Source organism: Ruegeria sp. H8, from assembly GCF_056532905.1.
In genome coordinates, this window is the sequence record NZ_JBQFNY010000014.1 from 65,750 (window position 1) to 82,864 (window position 17,115).

Genomic DNA, 17,115 nt, shown 5'->3' on the forward strand with positions numbered 1-17,115 from the left:
GCCAAAGCGGGGCTGTCCTCGGTAGCAGGGAGTTCTCTCCAAACTCACGTGATTACCTCCTGAGTACAGTCGGATTGCCACTCATCCCAAAGATCGGTCCAAGTCAGTCCTTGTTTGATGGCGCTGATAGTTGACTGTGATACGCCATAGTCATCAGCAATCGCTCTTTGGGAACGATTATCACGCAGAATGTCGCGCACCTTGTCATTGGTCAGTTTGGCCAGCGTCCCACGTTCACCACGCTGCGCGGTTCCTTGTCGCTTTTTGTCCTGCATGTTTTGTTCGCGGGTGCCACTTGCGAGGTGGTTGGGCGCAACGCAGCGTGGGTCGTGGCATCCAACATGACGAGCGTGCCACCGATCTGACTGGTGGAGTGGCAAGCCATCGCGTAGTGCAACGATGACGCGAGCGACCTGAGTGTGCCAGCCCGCAAAAACCTTGGGCCTGCCTTCTTGCGTTGTTGCGCCCGTGACGAAGATACAGCCCGTGTTGGCATCAGCATGCGAGAAGCGTGCTGCTATTCGGTCAAGCACTTTGCGATCATCAGTGTGAACATCGTAGCCTCGAAACTCATCGGTGAGTGGATTGCGTTCGATCCGGTTCATTGTATCGCGCCATGTGTATTGATGCTTATGCCCGAGGCAACGCCACCTGACGCGACCCAATCAACTAGCGCGGTCCGTGTGTAGCGATAAGAAGTGGTTGAGATGTTCACGCACTTTGGCCCAGTGCCTTTGACATACAGGCGGCGCAAAGTGCGGCTTGAGATGTTGAGTATTTTAGCTGCTTGTTCCGTTGTCAGCAGTTCGATGTCGTCATTCATCGGATGCATTCTCCTGTTGAGAGTGATGCAGCCGTGCCATCCAGTGGCATCTCGCTTTGATTAGAGGTGGATCAGTCAAATATAGTCAAACTTGGCCGGAGGGTCAAACCCTGCGTCCGGAAAAATATATGTGGGACAATGGCTTGTGATGCGCCGCGCACGTTTTGCACTCATGCGAAACGCACCATTTCATGTCACAGCTTGCTCGCTACCTGCACGGCAGATAAATGCGTGTACCGCATCAACATGCGTGCGTCCTTGTGGCCGGAACACAGCGCAACCTCTGGCAATGACAGTCCGCGTTCGAAGTGTGCGCTAATGGCTTCGTGGCGCAGCGAATGAAAGCATAGATCAGGCACACCGGCACGTTCACGTATGCGTCGCCACGCCAACTGCACCGCATTAGCTTTCATCGGGAACACGTGTGTCTGATTGTGTAGCCGCATCGCCTCATCCAGCGCGTCGAGTGCGTCACGCGTCAGCGGAACAGTGCGCGGTTCACCTGTCTTGCTGGTATTCAATCGGCATACTCGAAGATCGTGCACAACGTCACCGCGTTGTAGTGCCAGACATTCGCCCCTGCGCATGCCTGACGAGATAGCCACGGTAATCAGCGGGCGCATCAAAGGATTGCGGTAGCCAGCAGCGGCGTCGAGTAACCGACTGGGTTCGTCATTGCTGACGCGCCGTTCTCTGCGGTTGTTGATGCGCGGTCGGCGCACATCACGTACCGGATTACTAATCAATGGCACGTTCCATTCGCTTGCGGCCACGTCGAGCGCGTGTTGTATCAGGCCGAGGTAGCGGCACACGCTGGCCGGTTTGAGGGATTGCAGCCACTGATCACGCCAACCCGCGACCATGCGTTCACTCAGCTTATCGAGTCGCGCGCCTGCAATGCGCTTGTCTCTCAGCAACTTGCTGAGCGCGTATTGCTCATTCTTGCCCGCTTGCTTTTGGGCGCATACTTCATTGGCGTAGCGTTGCAGCACGTCGCCTAGCAGATGTTCGCGCAATGCCCGCGTGTCCACGATGTCCCCGCGTTCGGCTTGCATCTCGGTCTCACGCGCCCACTTCACCGCGTCTACATGCTTGGAGAACGACTTGCTACGGCTGGTGCCATTGGTACGAACTTGCGCTTGCCACTTGCCGTTGCCGCGTTTGTTGATCGATGCCATCTCTCACTTGCTCCACTTCAATTGTGGGCGTGAGTGCAGCGAATTTGCAGCAGATGACGGATACAATGACTTCATGCGCACGGCTTTGCGCGCCAAGTTATTGTGGTTACGTGCAGAAGAATGGTGGGTGATGAGAGACTCGAACTCCCGACATCTTCGGTGTAAACGAAGCGCTCTACCAACTGAGCTAATCACCCGTGATGCTGCATTTAGCCAAGCCTGCGGGCAGGTGCAAGAGGGTCTGGAAGATTTTCTTGCGTTCCGTCTTCGGCGGCCGTCCAACGGGGCATCTTGTCAGCCGTAGGCCGAACAGGCGGGCGCTCGGGGCGCCTCTCGGGCTGGAAGGTGGGCAGCACATTTTAAGACGGATCGATGGAAAACGCCTTGCTCAACCTGCGACCCATCATGTGTAAATGGCCAAAGGCGCTTGCGCGCCACCGGTGGCGTCCGATATCCCCGGAGAGACTGAAGCAAACCGGTCGGGAGTGTACATGACCCTATCCTTCGCCCGCCGATTTTGGATGGTGGCATTGGTCCTTGGCATGACGGCGTTGGCCCCGATCCGGGCCGGTGCAGAAGGCATTCTGGTCTTTGCAGCGGCCAGCCTCAAGACCGCATTGGACGAAATCGTTGCCGGTTACGAAAACCAGACCGGTCAGAGCGTTTCCGTTTCCTATGCGGCGTCGTCGGTCTTGGCCCGGCAGATTCAGCAAGGCGCGCCTGCGGATGTGTTTGTCTCGGCCAATACGGATTGGATGGATGTGTTGGAGCAGGACGGATTGATCCGGGCAGACTCTCGGGTTGATCTGCTGAGCAACGGCCTGGTTCTGATCGGGGCTGAAGATCATGCGCAAGTGGGTGAAATCCAGCCCGGATATGACCTTAGGGCGGACTTGAAGGATGGCTATCTGGCCATGGCACTGGTCGACGCGGTGCCTGCCGGTATCTATGGCAAAGCTGCATTGCAAAGTCTGAATCAGTGGGAGGCTGTGCGGACACAGGTGGCGCAGGCCGACAATGTGCGCGCTGCGCTGGCTCTGGTGGCGGCCGGTGCCGCGCCGCTTGGGATCGTGTACCAATCAGACGCCAGGGTGGAAGAAAGGGTCCGGGTCGTTGGGACGTTCCCTGCCGATCTGCATCCACCGATAATTTACCCCGCGGCACTGACCCTCGATGCAAAAGAAGGAGCACACGCCTTTCTTGAACACCTGAAAACGGATGCAGCCACGGCTGTATTTCTGGAGCAGGGATTTACCCTGCCGGTCAGGTGATTGCCTTGGATTGGTTGGGGCCTGCCGAAGTAGAAGCATTGAAGCTTTCATTGCGCGTGTCCTTCTGGGCGACGCTGGCGACTTTGCCGTTTGGTATTTTTGTCGCTTATGCTCTGGCGCGTTGGCGGTTTCCTGGACGACAGGTTTTGAACGGTCTGGTGCATTTGCCTTTGATCCTGCCGCCGGTTGTCACCGGATACCTGCTGTTGCTGACCTTCGGCATTCAAGGGCCGCTGGGCCGGCTTTTGGCCGAGTTCGGGATCGTAGTGGCCTTTCGCTGGACAGGCGCGGCCCTTGCCGCCGGGATCATGGCCTTCCCTTTGATGGTCCGGGCGATACGTTTGTCGATCGAAGCGGTGGACCCGAAGCTGGAACAGGCAGGGGCAACTCTGGGCGCGTCGCGTCCGATGGTGTTTTGTACGGTGACCTTGCCGATGATTTTACCGGGTGTCATAGCCGGGGCTATTCTGGCCTTCGCCAAGGCCATGGGTGAATTTGGTGCGACGATTACCTTCGTTTCCAACATCCCAGGTCAGACGCAGACGTTGCCTTCGGCTGTCTACGCCTTTTTGCAGGTCCCGGGCGGCGAGGCGGCCGCGACGCGGCTGGTTCTGATCTCGATCGTCGTCGCAATGAGCGCGTTGTTGCTGTCGGAGTATGTGGGGCGGCGTGCCGCGGCGCGGGTGGCCGGATCATGAGCCTGTCTGTTCGATTGCACCACCATCTGTCGGGGATCGATCTGGACGTCAGTTTTGATGCGCCGCCGGGCGTGACGGTGCTGTTCGGGCGCTCGGGATCGGGCAAGACCACCATCGTCAATGCCGTGGCAGGGTTGTTGCGGCCCCAGGCGGGCCGGGTGGCGGTAGATGACTGGGTTCTGTTCGACACGGAACAGGGCCTGTGGCTGCCGCCGCATCGGCGCCGATTGGGGTATGTTTTTCAGGAAGGGCGGTTGTTCCCCCATCTGACCGTGCGCCAGAACCTTGCCTATGGGCGTTGGTTTGCGCCGAAAAACACACGTCGCGAAGACCCCGACAAAGTCATCGACATGCTGGGCATCGGTCATCTGCTGGACCGCAGACCTGCCGGGTTGTCAGGCGGTGAGAAACAGCGCGTCGCCATCGGGCGGGCCTTGTTGGCAAGCCCGCGATTGATCCTTGCAGATGAACCGCTGGCAGCACTGGATGATGGGCGAAAAGCGGAAATCCTGCCCTATTTCGAGCGTCTCAGGGACGAGGTCTCGGTTCCGATCCTCTATGTGACCCACTCTGCCGCCGAAGTGGCCCGGTTGGCCACATCCGTTGTTGCGTTGCAGGATGGCAAGGCCGTTCGTCACGGGCCCGCATCCGAAATGCTTGCCGACCCGTCAGTGGCCCCTGCGGGAATTCGCGCCGTTGGGGCCGTGTTGCAGGTTCAGGTTGCAAAGCATCATTCCGACGGGCTGACGGAGTTGAACGCCAATGGCGCGCGGCTCTTTCTGCCTCGTATCGCGCATGAGGTCGGGGCAAAATTGCGGATTCGGATACCCGCCCAGGAAGTGATCCTGTCGAACAACAAACCCGAGGGGCTTTCGGCGCTGAACGTGCTTGGCGGGACCGTGGACTCGATCCGGTCGGGCGATGGGCCGGGTGCCATCGTGTCGGTAAAGACCCCGGCGGGCAATGTGCTTGCGCGGGTTACGCGTCGATCTGTTGCGGCCCTGAACCTGAAGCCGGGCAGCACATGTTATGCCGTGATCAAGACGGTTGCATTGGCCCCGCAGGATGTCGGCGGGCGCATTGTGGCCGGCAGCTAGTCGCAGGCAAGGGCGCGGGCTTCGTGTTCGCGCAGTATCAGGCGAGCCGCGCGCCCGAACCCGGTGTGACCCGAGGTCGGTCTGTCGGGGAATATCGAAGCCAGTTCGCGCAATGCCTCAGAGGACAGCGAATAAAGGGCCTCTTCCCCCAGAAACAGGCTTTCGGCCTGCGCGCCCTCGGCGTTCAGGATCTCATGCCGGTCCAGCAGGACGTGAAGATACTCGACCGTTTGAACCGATGTATCGATGCCGATGCCGGGCCATCCGCACAGGTGTTTGGCGGCAACCAGGGCTTCGGATGCGCCGAAAAGCAGCTCGACTTTCGGGCCTTTGACCAGGATCCTGTGCTGCTGCGATACCAGAAGGTCCCGTGAGGGTTCGTTCGGCCCCAGACTGCCCGCCGAGATACGAACGGGGCGCAAAGCAGGTTCATCGCATAATCGTTCGGGAGGAATCCTGCTGCTTTCGATCCAGCGGATAGGTTGCAGACCGTGATCGGCAGTGGCCACCATATGACCCGCGTCCAGCGTTTCGATCGCAAGCGGGCCGCTTTCAGTTTCGATCAGGGTTCCGGCCGCAAAACAGACGCCCTCGATCCGGATGACCACTTCCACCGGGTCCGGTGTGCCGGTGAATGGAAGGGTGAATGGGCCGGCTTGCGTTGTACCCGAGACGCTGATGAAGAAAGAATCGAAGACGACTTCGCCTTTGTCGAGGCCATCGAAAAATGTCGGGTCGACGGTATAGGTCCACTCTCCTGTGTTCGGGTCGATCGAGGCGGTGCCGTTGGCAGGCTGTGCCGCAATCGTCCAGGTTTGCGTGACCGGATTGAAGTTTCCATTGTCCAGAGTGGGTTGCCCCGTCTCAACGTTGGGTGGAAAACCAGTCACATCCCCGGTCAGTTCGCCTGTGATCGGAACTGAAACCAATTAACCCTCGCCTTGCTGCAGCACGCGTTCAAATTCCTTCTTGCGATACAGGCGCATGTGAACCTCGCCCGCTTCATCCCGCGTCCATTCGACGATGCGATTGCGTGTCATGTCACTGTCCATCCGGTTGGTGCGCACACGCGGGTGCGGGATTTCCTGCTTGAGGATATCAACAATTTGGCTGGTCTGTCCAAACGGGGCCACAAGATCAATGATCCAGAAGGATGATCCGCTGGTGAAATCCGTGTCGGAAAGGGGTTTTTCCTTCACCGCATAACGGAACTCGGCTTCGGGGCTGAGCCCGGCGAAGGTGACAAAACCACGGGGGAATCCGTGCTGCCGGAAGATATGGTACTGGCCCAGGCGAAACGGAGTTTCGAACGCGTACAAAACCTGTGCCAGACTGCGTTTCTGATGTGTTTTCGTCAAACCCGCCAGATAGAACATAGCGCCCAGATCCGCGTATTTTTCCGGCGTGAAATCGAACCAGTCTTTTGGAAACGTCTTGCTCAAAGAGATGCCCAACAGTGTAACGGGAACCAAAAGTCTACAGCGAGTGTACTGCTTTCCTGCAATATGGGTAGAATAAATTCTTTGATGTGGTCAGTGTTGCCGGCTCGTTGGCCTGTCCTGCTTTACTCGCAGGTCGTCCCGACTATGCTATTGGTATCGGACCCTTGTTTCGGGATACCTGGATTATGCGTTCATTCAAGACTTTGGCTGCTGCCGTGCTTTTGTCGATACCTGCGATGGCCGAGGCTGTCGGGTTCGGCCTGTCCGTTCGGCCGCAATTTCGCACGGAAATCACGCCGATGCCGGACGGTGTCTACGAGGTCAAGGCCATCGGATCCTCAGCGCCCGTGAATTATTGGTGTGGAATTGGGGATTACGCGATCCGTAGTCTGGGTGTGCCAAACAACCAACGGATCTATATCTGGCGCGCCTATGAACCCGGCGTCCGGACCGTGCAATTCTCTCTGACCCCGCCGCCGGGGGCGGATACCAAGCCAGGATATTCCATCACCGTCAGGAAAGTCGGGGCCAACATGTCGGCGTCGTCGGCGCAGAACTACTGCTATGACAACTTCATCATGGACACGTTCTGAGGGTCAGATCCATTTCGCCACCGGTGGCAGGCTCATCAGAACCGCGTCCGGATCATGTCCGGTTTCCAGGCCGAACTTGGTGCCGCGGTCATAGACCAGATTGTATTCCGCATAAAGACCGCGATGCACCAGCTGGGTGTCTTTGTCGGCGTCCGAGAAACCCTGTACGCGCCGCTTTTCAACCAATGGCAGGAAGGCCGGCAGGAAAGCCCGACCGATATCCTGCGTCAGGGCGAAATCGGCCTGCCAGTCTCCGGTGCAATAGTCATCCATGAAAATGCCGCCTACGCCGCGTGCGCGTTTGCGGTGGGGGATATAGAAATATTCGTCCGCCCACTCTTTCAGGCGTGGATAGTGCCCGGGACCATGCGGGTCCAGATGGGCCTTTTGGGTCGCGTGGAAATGCGCCGTGTCTTCATCATACTCGATGCAGGGGTTCAGATCCGACCCGCCGCCGAACCACCAGGCGTGCGGGGTCCAGAACATGCGGGTGTTCATGTGCACCGCCGTGACATGGGGGTTCTGCATATGCGCCACGAGGCTGATCCCCGAGGCCCAGAAACGCGGGTCTTCGGTCATCCCGGGAATGCCTTTGCGCGCTGCCATTGCCTGTTGTGCACGCTCGCCCAGGGTCCCGTAAACCGTCGAGACATTGACCCCGACCTTTTCAAACACGCGCCCGCCGCGCATCACGGACATCAGACCGCCCCCTGCGTCAGAGCCGTCCTCGGACTGGCGTTTGGTTTCCTTCACTTCAAAGCGGCCGGGTTTTGCGTCGGAAAACGGGCCGGTGTCGTGGCTGTCCTCCAGTGCTTCGAATGCGGCGACAATATCGTCGCGCAATTGGCGGAACCAGGCAGAGGCGGTGTTTTTTTCTGTTTCGAACATGGGTCTTAATGCGCAGGTGCGGCAACGGGGTCAAGCAATGTGCGGCCACCGTCGATTGTCAGGATCTGGCCGGTGATGAATCCGGCTGCATCCGATGCCAGATACTGCGCGGTTTCCGTCAATTCGGTGGCCGACGCGATGCGGGCAAGCGGTGTGTGCTTTTCGATGTCGTCGCGGAATTCTCGGTTCTCTCTCAGGGTCGATTGCAGGGATGCACTCATGACCGAGCCGAGCGCAATCGAATTGACCCGGATGCGGTTCGGCGCCAACGCCACGGCCAGTGAACGTGTCAACTGATCCAGCGCGGCGGTAGACACGGAATAGGCCATCAGGTCGGGATGCGTGCGGCGGGCCGCGATGGATGACAGGTTGATGATCGATCCGGCCGGGTTTTCATCGTCATCCCCGGCCTGTTTGATCATGCGTTTCGCGACCAGCTGGCTGAGCCGCAGCGCAGGCATCAGGTTCTGGTTCAGCAAGGTGCGCATCGAGTCGTCATCGGGGTCCAGCGGATCAGACTGGATCACCTGGCGCGCGCCGTTGATCAGAATATCCACCTGATCAAACGCATCCAGTGTTGCCGACAGCAAATTGGCAATGGTCAGTTTTTCGCGCAGATCGCCTGCGAAGTAGCGAATATTGCCGTCTTCTGCCTGTTCCCCAAGCTCATCGATCAGACGTTTTTCATCTATATCGGCGAACATGACATTTGCGCCCGCATCCGCGAAATGCCTACCTATGGCCAGCCCGATGCCATTGGCTCCGCCTGTAACGATTGCTGTCTTGCCTGCGATGGAAAAGGACATCCGAATCCTCCTGAATTGGGGGCACGTTAGCTGGCCTTATCGCCGAGGGCGAGAGGCCTCAAACACCTTGAACCGGTTGTCGCCGGCGGCTTCATCGACCCGAGCGAAGTGTTCGTTCAGAGTGGTTTCGTAGGGGAGATGGCGATTTGCCACCATCCAGAGCGTTCCGTTGCGCGTCAGATTGCGTGCCGCTGCTGCGATGAAACCCTGCCCCAGCGCAGGGTCGGCACTGCGTGAGGTGTGAAACGGGGGGTTCATTACGATGGTGTCCATCGGCTCTGGCGCAGACCAGGTGACGGCGTCAGCCCAATAAAACCGGGACTTCGGGTCAGAGGCGTTGATGCGCGCACAGGCAAGGGCCGTGTGATCTGCTTCGACAAGATGTACGGATTTCACAGTGTCGCGCTTCAGTAACTCTGCGGTCAGATACCCCCATCCGGCACCCAGATCGGCCACGCGCGGCCCCAGCTTGGCGGGCAAGGCCTTCAGCAACATGGCCGAAGCGGGATCGATCCCGTCCGCTGAAAACACACCCGGTGCCGTGTGGTACCCATCGACGATCTGTGTCTTTGGCGCAGCCCAATCTGCAAAGCTCTGCGGGTCAGCCTGAAACCAGAAGATTTTCCCGTGTGCTTTGGACAGAGGTCCTTCGACCGAGATCCTTTTGCGAACATCTTTCAGAATGCTGTCCACGCCATCGGTCTTTGCGCCATCGATCACGACAACGCCGCGGGCTCGTGAACTGGCCAGATGGATCATTGCCCGCGCCAGCGCCTTGGCGCGCGGCAAAAACACAATGGCATCCTGACAGGGGCCGTCTGTTTCTGGCACCGTGTCAAAGCCCTGCGCAGCAAAATGGTCGTGAAAAGGTTTGAACGGTTGCACCACCTGTGCTTCATTGGGAAGCGCCGACAGATCATGGGCCGGAACAGGGCAGATCACGCTAAGGGGCGACGACAGCGACAGGCCGTTCTGCAATGCAAGTTCCAGGCGAGGGGACATGGGCAATTCCGGCAAATATGGGTGATTGTCAGGCAAAAAGCCCTATTCTTCGCGTTCCATGGTGCATTGCAGCGGGTGCTGGTGCCTGCGGGCGAAATCCATGACCTGGCCTACTTTGGTCTCGGCAATCTCATGGCTGAAGACCCCGACGACGGCCACACCTTTTTTGTGCACGGTCAGCATGATCTCGAATGCTTCTGCATGGGTCATGCCGAAGAAACGTTCCAGAACATGAACCACGAATTCCATCGGCGTGTAATCGTCGTTCAGCAACAGCACCTTGTACAAAGGCGGACGCTTGGTTTTTGGGCGCGTCTGCACCAGAACGGACGCGTCGCTGTCGTCGTCCGGTTCGTCAGACATCATCCAGGTCTTTTCCAGCATCGTAGGCAACTGTCCGATTCAGTTTTGGGGTTTATCCTCGCGCTTATATAACGTGGGGATGGCCGGTGAAAAGAGCAAGCGGACGTAAACGAGATGACTGACAAGCTGACGACAATCGGTTTCGATGCGGATGACACCCTGTGGCACAATGAGCGTTTTTTTCAGCTGACGCAGGCGCATTTTGCCCAGTTGCTGGCCGATCATGCCGACCAGGATCATCTGATGGAGCGGCTTCTGGCAGCTGAAAAGCGCAACATTCGACACTATGGCTATGGCATCAAGGGCTTTGTTCTGTCGATGATCGAAACCGCTCTCGAGGTCACGGATGACCGTGTGCCGGCCTCGGTCATTCGCCAATTGATCGAAGCCGGGCAAGAGATGCTGGCCTATCCGATCGAGCTGTTGCCCCATGCCCGCGACGCGGTGGAAGGCATGACAGGCTTGTGCCGGGTTGTCTTGATTACCAAAGGGGACCTGATCGACCAGGAACGCAAACTGGCTCAGTCGGGTCTGGGTGATCTGTTCGACGCAGTGGAAATCGTGTCTGAAAAGACCCCCGAAACTTACCGGTCGATATTTGAGCGGCATGGTGATGGCCCGGCGCGCGCGATGATGGTTGGCAATTCCATGCGATCTGACGTTGTGGCTCCGATCCAGGCAGGAAGCTGGGGGGTTCATGTCCCGCACGGCCTTATCTGGGAGGTGGAGCATGCTGAAGCCCCGGTCGACAGTCCCCGATTCCGGGAGTTGAGGGATTTGGGCGGTCTGGCCGAATTGGTGCACAGCCTGAAGTGATGTTGCCTTTTGGCCGCAGTTCCACGAAAACCCTGCCGGGTGTTGACCAAGTTCTGCCTCAATCGCGCATCTGGTGGGCTCAGGGCAGTATTTGTCTAGATATAGCCCAGTTCGAGCAACCTAACGAAACCGCGAAATGCTCAGCTTTCGGTTTATTTCACCAAGTCTCTGTGATAGTGTTTACGATAATAAAATAATTTTTGCTGACCGGGAAAACCCGGCGGCGCGAGGCAGACAGAGGCAAAAATCGTGCAGATTCGGCGGACAGTTCCGGCCCGAATGGGCTTTTTTCTCATAATGTTGCTATGTGTGCTGGCGTTTGCGCCGCTCAGGTCCATGGCGGCACCTTACGCAGCGATGGTGATTGATGCCCGAACCGGAGAGGTTCTGCATTCGCGCAATGCTGACACAAGGCTTCACCCGGCATCGCTGACCAAGATGATGACGCTTTATATCGCGTTCGAAGCGGTGCGGAATGGTGAGATCACGCTGGATACCCCGGTTCGGATCACCAAAAAGGCGGCAGCCGAGCCACCGTCGAAGCTGGGGCTGCGCGCTGGTCAGACAATTGCTTTTCGCTATCTGATCCGCGCGGCTGCTGTGAAATCGGCGAATGATGCTGCCACGGCCATCGGTATTGCCATCAGCGGATCCGAGGCAGCTTTTGCGCGTCGTATGACGCGAACCGCCAAGGCGATGGGGATGAGCCGCACGACCTTCAAAAACGCCCATGGTTTGACCGAGGCGGGGCATCTTTCGACCGCACGTGACATGACCACGCTGGGTCGGCATCTGCTGTATGACTATCCACAATACTACAACCTGTTCTCACGCCAATCGACCTATGCAGGGATCAAAACTGTTCCCAACACCAACCGTCGCCTGCTGGCAGCCTACAAAGGCGCCGATGGCATCAAAACCGGTTACACCCGAGCGGCTGGGTTCAATCTTGTGGCATCGGCTAAACGCAAGAATGAACGCATCATCGCCACCGTCTTTGGCGGAAAATCTGGCGCCTCTCGGAATGCCAAGGTTGCCGAGCTTCTGGATTTGGGTTTCCGCCGTGCACCGTCGCGTGCGCCCATTCGCAAACCTGCGCGACCGGCTTATGCAGGAAATACCGGATTGGGTACCGGGACGCAGGTCGCCAGCGTGAGCGGGGCACCAAAATCCAGTTTGCGCCCGGTTCGGCGTCCCACCGCGGCAACGCAAGTCGCAAGCGCGGTTGCTGTGACAGCTGATGAGAATCGCGACCGCATCACCAGCGCGATTGCGGCGGCCATTGCCGAAGCGGATATCGCGCCAACCGCACCGCCTGTGGAAACATCCGACACCCGTCCGGCATTGCGCCCCGAAAACCTGGTTCTGGCTTCGACGGATTCCACCAAACAGCCCGAGCCTGAGCAGGAGGTCGTCACTCGGCTTTCTTCGTCAGGTGGGCATCTGTGGGGGGTCAATGTGGGGCGCTATACCACTCGGTATGAGGCCGAGAAGGTTCTGCTGAAAACCGCTTTGTCGGAAATGACCACACTGGAAGGCACGCTGCGCAAGGTAAACCAAAGCGCGCGTGGGTTTGACGCAACCTTTCAGGGCATGACCCGCGAACAGGCGGATCTGGCCTGTCGCCGTTTGCAGGCCCGCAACGTCACATGTTTCATGATCGGGCCATCATAAGGTTCGGCATATTCTCTCCTGAATGGGTCTGGGCTGCGGTACTCCGCAGCCCTTTTTTCAATCGAAAACGTGGCCGTGCTGGTATTGTTCATCCTGTCCGGCGGCGGCTGTCAGGGCGGCGACATTGTCCTTGGTGAAGAACCCATCATATTTGTGGCACCGCTCGATATACTCGGTAATCAGCAGGGTATGCTTGGAGTGTTTCGAGAAGATCTGTTTCAGGTTCGGATCGTCTTTGCACTCACCCACCACATGGGCCAGGAACGGCACACCCTTGTCCTTCAGGGTGTTCACAACGAAATCGACGTTCTTTTCCCCGGCGCCGTGATCGCCATCCTGAATCTCGACGGCCATGTGATGCAGACGACGGCCAAAATTGCGCACGAAATCCTCGGTCGGCATCGGCAGTTTGGCGAAGGAGTTCACGAAGGATGGCGTGTTGTTTGCGGTGAATACCTTGGCCGGAGATTTTTTGTCATCGTCTACGCCGCCGTTGCGGTTCACGTTGGTCGATGAGTTCATGTCGAATATGTTGTAAGCGCCCCAGAAATAATAGGGAACCATGGTCAGAAACTCGAGGATCGCATCCTCGCGCTCGCCCGCCAATACCCGCGTCGCAAGATGGTCGATTCCCAGCATCAGCGGGGCGATTTTGCTTTCGGTTCCGAAAGCGGCGGCCTGTTCCAGACGGGCCTGTTCCGTGTCGCTCAGCAACACGCGATCCCCAAGGCCCAGACTGTCGGTGTCGTTGAAGTCGTGGGTCGAATACCCGACGCGGTTGCAGGTGAAATCGGACGGGGTGGTGAATCGGAACCCGTCCGATGTGTAGAACGGGTTCTCGGTATCTCCGGGATATTCGAACCGTATGTTCTGATCCTCAAGTGCATGGGTCAGCGTGTCCAGATCGCAGGCTGCGTATACCTCGCCTACATAGCGCGTCTGCGGCGTGTTTCGCGCCAGTGGATACATGCGATTGATGCGGGGGATGAAATCTTCAAACCCGGGGCTGAGCGGCGCCATCAGGATCAGCGCGGGATAGTCGGGATGTGAATGCAGAACCGAGAATCTGTGGGTCCGTCCCAGATAGCTGGCGGTGTGCCGATAGGGTGTCATCACGTAAAGCTCGACCATCGTGTCGAACGCCGCGTCGGGTTCGACCTGAATGATGATGGCCCGCATCGCGCCGACCTGATTTGCAATGCCCGAGCTTGTCCGGCGTTCGTAAATCTTCGGAAGGTATTCATTGAAGAAATCCGAGTTCTTCTTGTCGCCCCGGGGCTGATAAGACATCAGATCAAATGACATTCCACGACCTCCTTGCTCTTGCCCGCCATGGGTCAAGGCATTGTTTGAAATTGTAGTATTCAGAATATGCGTTTGCCCGCCATGCTAGGCGCTGAGACCTGTACGGGCAACAGTCGTGAATTTGGGTTGCCGACGTTAACCCATGATGTTCAGCGGGTGAATTTCGTCACCTCGACACCGCCCCCGATCAGGCTTTCGCGAACAGAGCCGGCGATCTGCACCGCCGTTGGTCCGTCACCATGCAGGCAAATTGTGTCGATCGATGTTTCCAGCCGCTTGCCGCTTTCGGTGATGATCGCGCCTTCGCGGACCATGTTCAGGATGCGGGGTCCTGCGACATCCGCGTCATGGATCACCGCGCCTGGCAGGCTGCGGTCAACCAATGTTCCGTCGTCATTGTAGGCGCGGTCGGCAAAAATCTCGCCCACCCATTTGCAGCCCAGCTCGCGCACGGCGTCTTCCTGTTTCGTTACGGCAAGAACCATCACGATGATGTCGGGATCGACGTCCAGCGCGCCCTGATAGCAGGCCCGCGCAATATCGACATCGAGCGAACACATATTGGCCAGTGCGCCGTGCAGCTTTAGATGGCGAACACTGGTGCCAACCGCTTTGGCCATGCCCATGGCTGCGCCCAACTGATACCGCACCAGATTGCGGAGGGTGTCCTGAGACAGCTTCATGTTCCGGCGGCCAAAGCCTTGCAGGTCGGGAAACCCGGGATGAGCCCCGATACCGACACCATTCTCGGCTGCCAGCTTCATTGTCGATGCCATTACATCCGGATCACCCGCATGAAAGCCACAGGCAATATTGGCCGAGGTGATGATCTTCAGAAGGCTTTCGTCGTCGCCCATTTTCCATGGGCCAAAGCTTTCCCCCATATCGGCATTCAGATCGACGCTTGGCATCGGCACATCTCCTTAGTCGGTGGCAGAGATCACTCCGCTGATCAATTGGTAGGACAGCAAGTCCGGGATGTCATTGGGATCACGCACCAACGCTTCGACTTTTGAGGGCAGGCGGGCAAGATCCGCCATGAATGCCGCGTGCAATTCGGTGGCTTGCTCCATGCTGACAAATTCGAACGTGATTGCTCCGCCCGCCGGTGTCTGCGCTGCGCGGGGCATATCGCAGGGCAAAACGGTCGCGATGCGGGGATACCCTCCTGTGGTCTGGCATTCAGGCAGCAGGATGAACGGATCTCCGGTTCCGGTCATCTGGATGTCGCCCGGGGTAATAACCTCGGACAAAATGTTCAGTTGGCCAGTGGCCGCAAACCCGTCGCCGTCACTGTTGACTTGCATCCCCATCCGGTTGGCGCGTGCGCCACGATGGAATGAGGTGCGCGCAAATCGATCAAGCGTTGCGCCATCAAACAAGGACGTCTGGAAGCTGGCGACGACACGCAGAACGCCGCCCGAGAAGCGTTCGGAAGGGGGAAGTTTCAAACCAGCGTCGCCTGCATCAGGGCCACAGGTCAGCCGGTCGCCCGGCTTCACCGCTCGCCCGATCCGTGCCGTCAGGTGCGCGGATCGAGATCCAAGAAAAACCTCTGAATCGATACCGCCTCCCAAATGAAGATAGCCGTAATTGCCTTGCAGAAGCGCACCGATGACCAGCCGTTGTCCGGGCTCCAGGTGATGCGAGGCATTCCAGGCCACGGGGCTGTCATCAATGCTGGCCTGCATCCGCGCACCGGTCAATGCGATGCGCATGCTCTGTGTGGCCTCGAACGTGCCACCCATTCCGGCCATTTCCAGCGCAGCAAGTTCCGGGCTTTGGCCGAGCAATGCTGCGCCTTCATGAAGGGCCAGTGTATCGACGGCCCCGGACCGGGAAAGGCCCTGGTCCAGATAACCTGTGCGCCCCTGATCCTGGATGGTACAAGCCGGGCCGATCTGGTGGACGATCAGGCTCATGGTGCAATCTCCTCGCAGGTTGCTCCGCCGGCGCCATCTTCGTTTTTGGCTCTGATATGTTCCAGGTCTTCGCGGGAAACGGGTTCGAATATCAGTTCATCCCCAGGCTTGAGGGCGAATGCCTCGGTCGTCTCGGGCCGGAAACACCGAAAAGCCGTCTGCCCGACATGCCGCCACCCGGTTGGCGTCGGCCCGGAAAACAGGACAAACTGCGATATTGCAAGAACCAGAGCGCCTTCGGGCACCATGGGGGTCAGGTTTTGCAGCCGCGGAATATTGAACTCGGGGAGCAATGGCCCGAGGTAGGGTTGCCCGGGGGCGAACCCTATCGTCAAAACCCGCACGCGGGACTGGCCAAGCCGCCGTATCGCTTCTTCCGGCGCGAGACCGGCAGCAGCAGCGGCATCGTCCAGCTGGGGCGCAAGGTCAGTGCCATAGACCGTCGGAATTCGCCACAGCCTGCGGCCTGTTGGAAGTGGTGTGCGGTACCAGTCCTTCTGATCGACGAGGTCCTGAAGCTTGCGCAGCATCTGTTGGTGGGTGGTCCTTTGCGTATCGAACCGGACATATGCCGAGGCCAGCGTGGCAGAAGACTCCGTGACCTCTTCCCATTGAAGCCGATCCAGTTCAGATCGAAAGGCCAGTGCCGCTCGGTTCGCTGTCTCAGACATCGTGTCCGCAAATGTGACAAGCGCACCGTCAAATCCGACGGTTCTGACCAGTGGGAACATAAGGTGACGTGTCATGCTTGTCTCGCTGAAGAAGCCGAAAACGAATGTCCGAGACCAGAACCCATCCCGGTGGGATGTTCAAGATAGGTGTTCAGAATGTTGGCGCGCTCAAGGTGGGGTTGGACTCATGTGGGTTGCCCCGGCATGACGCGGTTCGAAATCTGGCCTTTGAGGTTTTCAATGCAGATTCTGGCACAGTCCCGAGTCGATTCACGGACTTGAGTCGCGCAGCCTTGTGTTCAGTGTTGCTCGATTCCCTATATATAGTAGTGCCATCTTGCGTCTTCTCGGTTGTGTCGTGGCCATCCGATGGAGAGAGCCCCGACTGATACAGGAGAGGTGAGTTTTTTAATCTTGTAACATATTGGTTTTATTAGATTATACTGGAATATTCAAAAAAATGTTCTGCGACGTCATTTTCCGCTTGCGGGATTTGTTTGTTATACTTAGAACCCCCTTCACCGGCGCTGCTGAGGCGCTGGGACGCGGCGGAAGCGGCGGTTACA

At 58.1% G+C, this 17,115-nt stretch carries 19 protein-coding genes and 1 tRNA gene; 6 read left to right on the forward strand and 14 right to left on the reverse strand.

The features are described from left to right. Window positions 1-44: 44 nt before the first annotated feature. The 4 genes from ACR0A2_RS20940 to ACR0A2_RS20955 form a co-directional block, all read right to left on the reverse strand. Complete coding sequence (locus ACR0A2_RS20940; protein WP_480837096.1) at window positions 45-605, reverse strand: hypothetical protein; 561 nt, start codon at window positions 603-605, stop codon at window positions 45-47. Continuing rightward, window positions 602-823, reverse strand: coding sequence for a helix-turn-helix transcriptional regulator (locus ACR0A2_RS20945; RefSeq protein ID WP_480837097.1), 222 nt, complete (start codon window positions 821-823; stop codon window positions 602-604). The genes ACR0A2_RS20940 and ACR0A2_RS20945 overlap by 4 nt, the downstream gene beginning before the upstream one ends. Window positions 824-1,017: 194 nt before the next feature. Then, window positions 1,018-2,001, reverse strand: coding sequence for a tyrosine-type recombinase/integrase (locus ACR0A2_RS20950; protein ID WP_480837099.1), 984 nt, complete (start codon window positions 1,999-2,001; stop codon window positions 1,018-1,020). A 121-nt stretch (window positions 2,002-2,122) separates the two neighbouring features. After that, window positions 2,123-2,198 (reverse strand) — tRNA-Val (locus tag ACR0A2_RS20955). Between the two features lie 294 nt (window positions 2,199-2,492). Between ACR0A2_RS20955 and modA the strand changes: the two genes are divergently transcribed. The 3 genes from modA to modC are packed head-to-tail and all read left to right on the forward strand — an operon-like array spanning window position 2,493 to window position 5,067. Further along, window positions 2,493-3,272, forward strand: a complete 780-nt coding sequence (gene modA / locus ACR0A2_RS20960) for a molybdate ABC transporter substrate-binding protein (protein WP_480837101.1) — start codon at window positions 2,493-2,495, stop codon at window positions 3,270-3,272. A 5-nt stretch (window positions 3,273-3,277) separates the two neighbouring features. Further along, window positions 3,278-3,970 (forward strand): molybdate ABC transporter permease subunit, encoded by a 693-nt coding sequence (modB, locus tag ACR0A2_RS20965; protein ID WP_171233971.1) that lies wholly within the window; start codon window positions 3,278-3,280, stop codon window positions 3,968-3,970. Continuing rightward, a complete protein-coding gene (gene modC, locus ACR0A2_RS20970; protein ID WP_480837103.1) occupies window positions 3,967-5,067 on the forward strand; it encodes a molybdenum ABC transporter ATP-binding protein in 1,101 nt (366 codons plus the stop codon). The genes modB and modC overlap by 4 nt, the downstream gene beginning before the upstream one ends. Here the strand turns inward: modC and ACR0A2_RS20975 are convergent. Next, window positions 5,064-5,996: a Hint domain-containing protein gene (locus ACR0A2_RS20975; RefSeq protein ID WP_171207135.1), complete on the reverse strand. Its 933-nt coding sequence runs from the start codon at window positions 5,994-5,996 to the stop codon at window positions 5,064-5,066. The genes modC and ACR0A2_RS20975 overlap by 4 nt on opposite strands. Beyond that, a complete protein-coding gene (locus tag ACR0A2_RS20980; protein ID WP_253282661.1) occupies window positions 5,997-6,539 on the reverse strand; it encodes a toxin-activating lysine-acyltransferase in 543 nt (180 codons plus the stop codon). A gap of 155 nt (window positions 6,540-6,694) precedes the next feature. Between ACR0A2_RS20980 and ACR0A2_RS20985 the strand changes: the two genes are divergently transcribed. Further along, window positions 6,695-7,102, forward strand: a complete 408-nt coding sequence (locus ACR0A2_RS20985; protein ID WP_152456982.1) for a hypothetical protein — start codon at window positions 6,695-6,697, stop codon at window positions 7,100-7,102. Window positions 7,103-7,105: 3 nt separating this feature from the next. Here the strand turns inward: ACR0A2_RS20985 and hemF are convergent, their stop codons facing one another. Genes hemF through clpS form a run of 4 tightly spaced genes read right to left on the reverse strand, consistent with a single transcriptional unit; the run spans window position 7,106 to window position 10,182 of the window. Beyond that, complete coding sequence (gene hemF, locus ACR0A2_RS20990; protein ID WP_480837106.1) at window positions 7,106-7,990, reverse strand: oxygen-dependent coproporphyrinogen oxidase; 885 nt, start codon at window positions 7,988-7,990, stop codon at window positions 7,106-7,108. A gap of 5 nt (window positions 7,991-7,995) precedes the next feature. After that, window positions 7,996-8,796 carry an SDR family NAD(P)-dependent oxidoreductase gene (locus ACR0A2_RS20995; protein WP_170347355.1) on the reverse strand — a complete coding sequence of 267 codons (801 nt, stop codon included), beginning with the start codon at window positions 8,794-8,796 and terminating at the stop codon, window positions 7,996-7,998. A gap of 36 nt (window positions 8,797-8,832) precedes the next feature. Further along, on the reverse strand, window positions 8,833-9,798 hold the full coding sequence (locus ACR0A2_RS21000; protein ID WP_170347356.1) for a class I SAM-dependent methyltransferase: 966 nt from the start codon (window positions 9,796-9,798) through the stop codon (window positions 8,833-8,835). Window positions 9,799-9,840: 42 nt separating this feature from the next. Continuing rightward, the gene (clpS, locus tag ACR0A2_RS21005) at window positions 9,841-10,182 is read right to left on the reverse strand and encodes an ATP-dependent Clp protease adapter ClpS (RefSeq protein WP_152456986.1); all 342 of its coding nucleotides are present in this window, start codon (window positions 10,180-10,182) and stop codon (window positions 9,841-9,843) included. A 93-nt stretch (window positions 10,183-10,275) separates the two neighbouring features. Here clpS and ACR0A2_RS21010 point away from each other — a divergent pair, with 93 nt between their 5' ends. Together ACR0A2_RS21010 and ACR0A2_RS21015 are read left to right on the forward strand one after the other, a co-directional pair. After that, window positions 10,276-10,977, forward strand: a complete 702-nt coding sequence (locus tag ACR0A2_RS21010) for an HAD family hydrolase (protein WP_480447740.1) — start codon at window positions 10,276-10,278, stop codon at window positions 10,975-10,977. Window positions 10,978-11,256: 279 nt separating this feature from the next. After that, window positions 11,257-12,651, forward strand: a complete 1,395-nt coding sequence (locus ACR0A2_RS21015; protein WP_480837109.1) for a D-alanyl-D-alanine carboxypeptidase family protein — start codon at window positions 11,257-11,259, stop codon at window positions 12,649-12,651. Between the two features lie 57 nt (window positions 12,652-12,708). Here the strand turns inward: ACR0A2_RS21015 and ACR0A2_RS21020 are convergent, their stop codons facing one another. The 4 genes from ACR0A2_RS21020 to ACR0A2_RS21035 all read right to left on the reverse strand — a co-directional run bounded on the left by ACR0A2_RS21020 (window position 12,709) and on the right by ACR0A2_RS21035 (window position 16,624). Beyond that, window positions 12,709-13,956: a hypothetical protein gene (locus ACR0A2_RS21020; protein ID WP_480837110.1), complete on the reverse strand. Its 1,248-nt coding sequence runs from the start codon at window positions 13,954-13,956 to the stop codon at window positions 12,709-12,711. Between the two features lie 149 nt (window positions 13,957-14,105). Next, the gene (locus ACR0A2_RS21025; RefSeq protein WP_480837112.1) at window positions 14,106-14,867 is read right to left on the reverse strand and encodes a LamB/YcsF family protein; all 762 of its coding nucleotides are present in this window, start codon (window positions 14,865-14,867) and stop codon (window positions 14,106-14,108) included. A gap of 12 nt (window positions 14,868-14,879) precedes the next feature. After that, the gene (locus tag ACR0A2_RS21030) at window positions 14,880-15,878 is read right to left on the reverse strand and encodes a 5-oxoprolinase subunit C family protein (RefSeq protein WP_480837114.1); all 999 of its coding nucleotides are present in this window, start codon (window positions 15,876-15,878) and stop codon (window positions 14,880-14,882) included. Then, complete coding sequence (locus tag ACR0A2_RS21035; RefSeq protein WP_480837116.1) at window positions 15,875-16,624, reverse strand: 5-oxoprolinase subunit B family protein; 750 nt, start codon at window positions 16,622-16,624, stop codon at window positions 15,875-15,877. Before ACR0A2_RS21035 ends, ACR0A2_RS21030 begins: the two co-directional genes overlap by 4 nt. Between the last annotated feature and the right edge of the window lie 491 nt (window positions 16,625-17,115).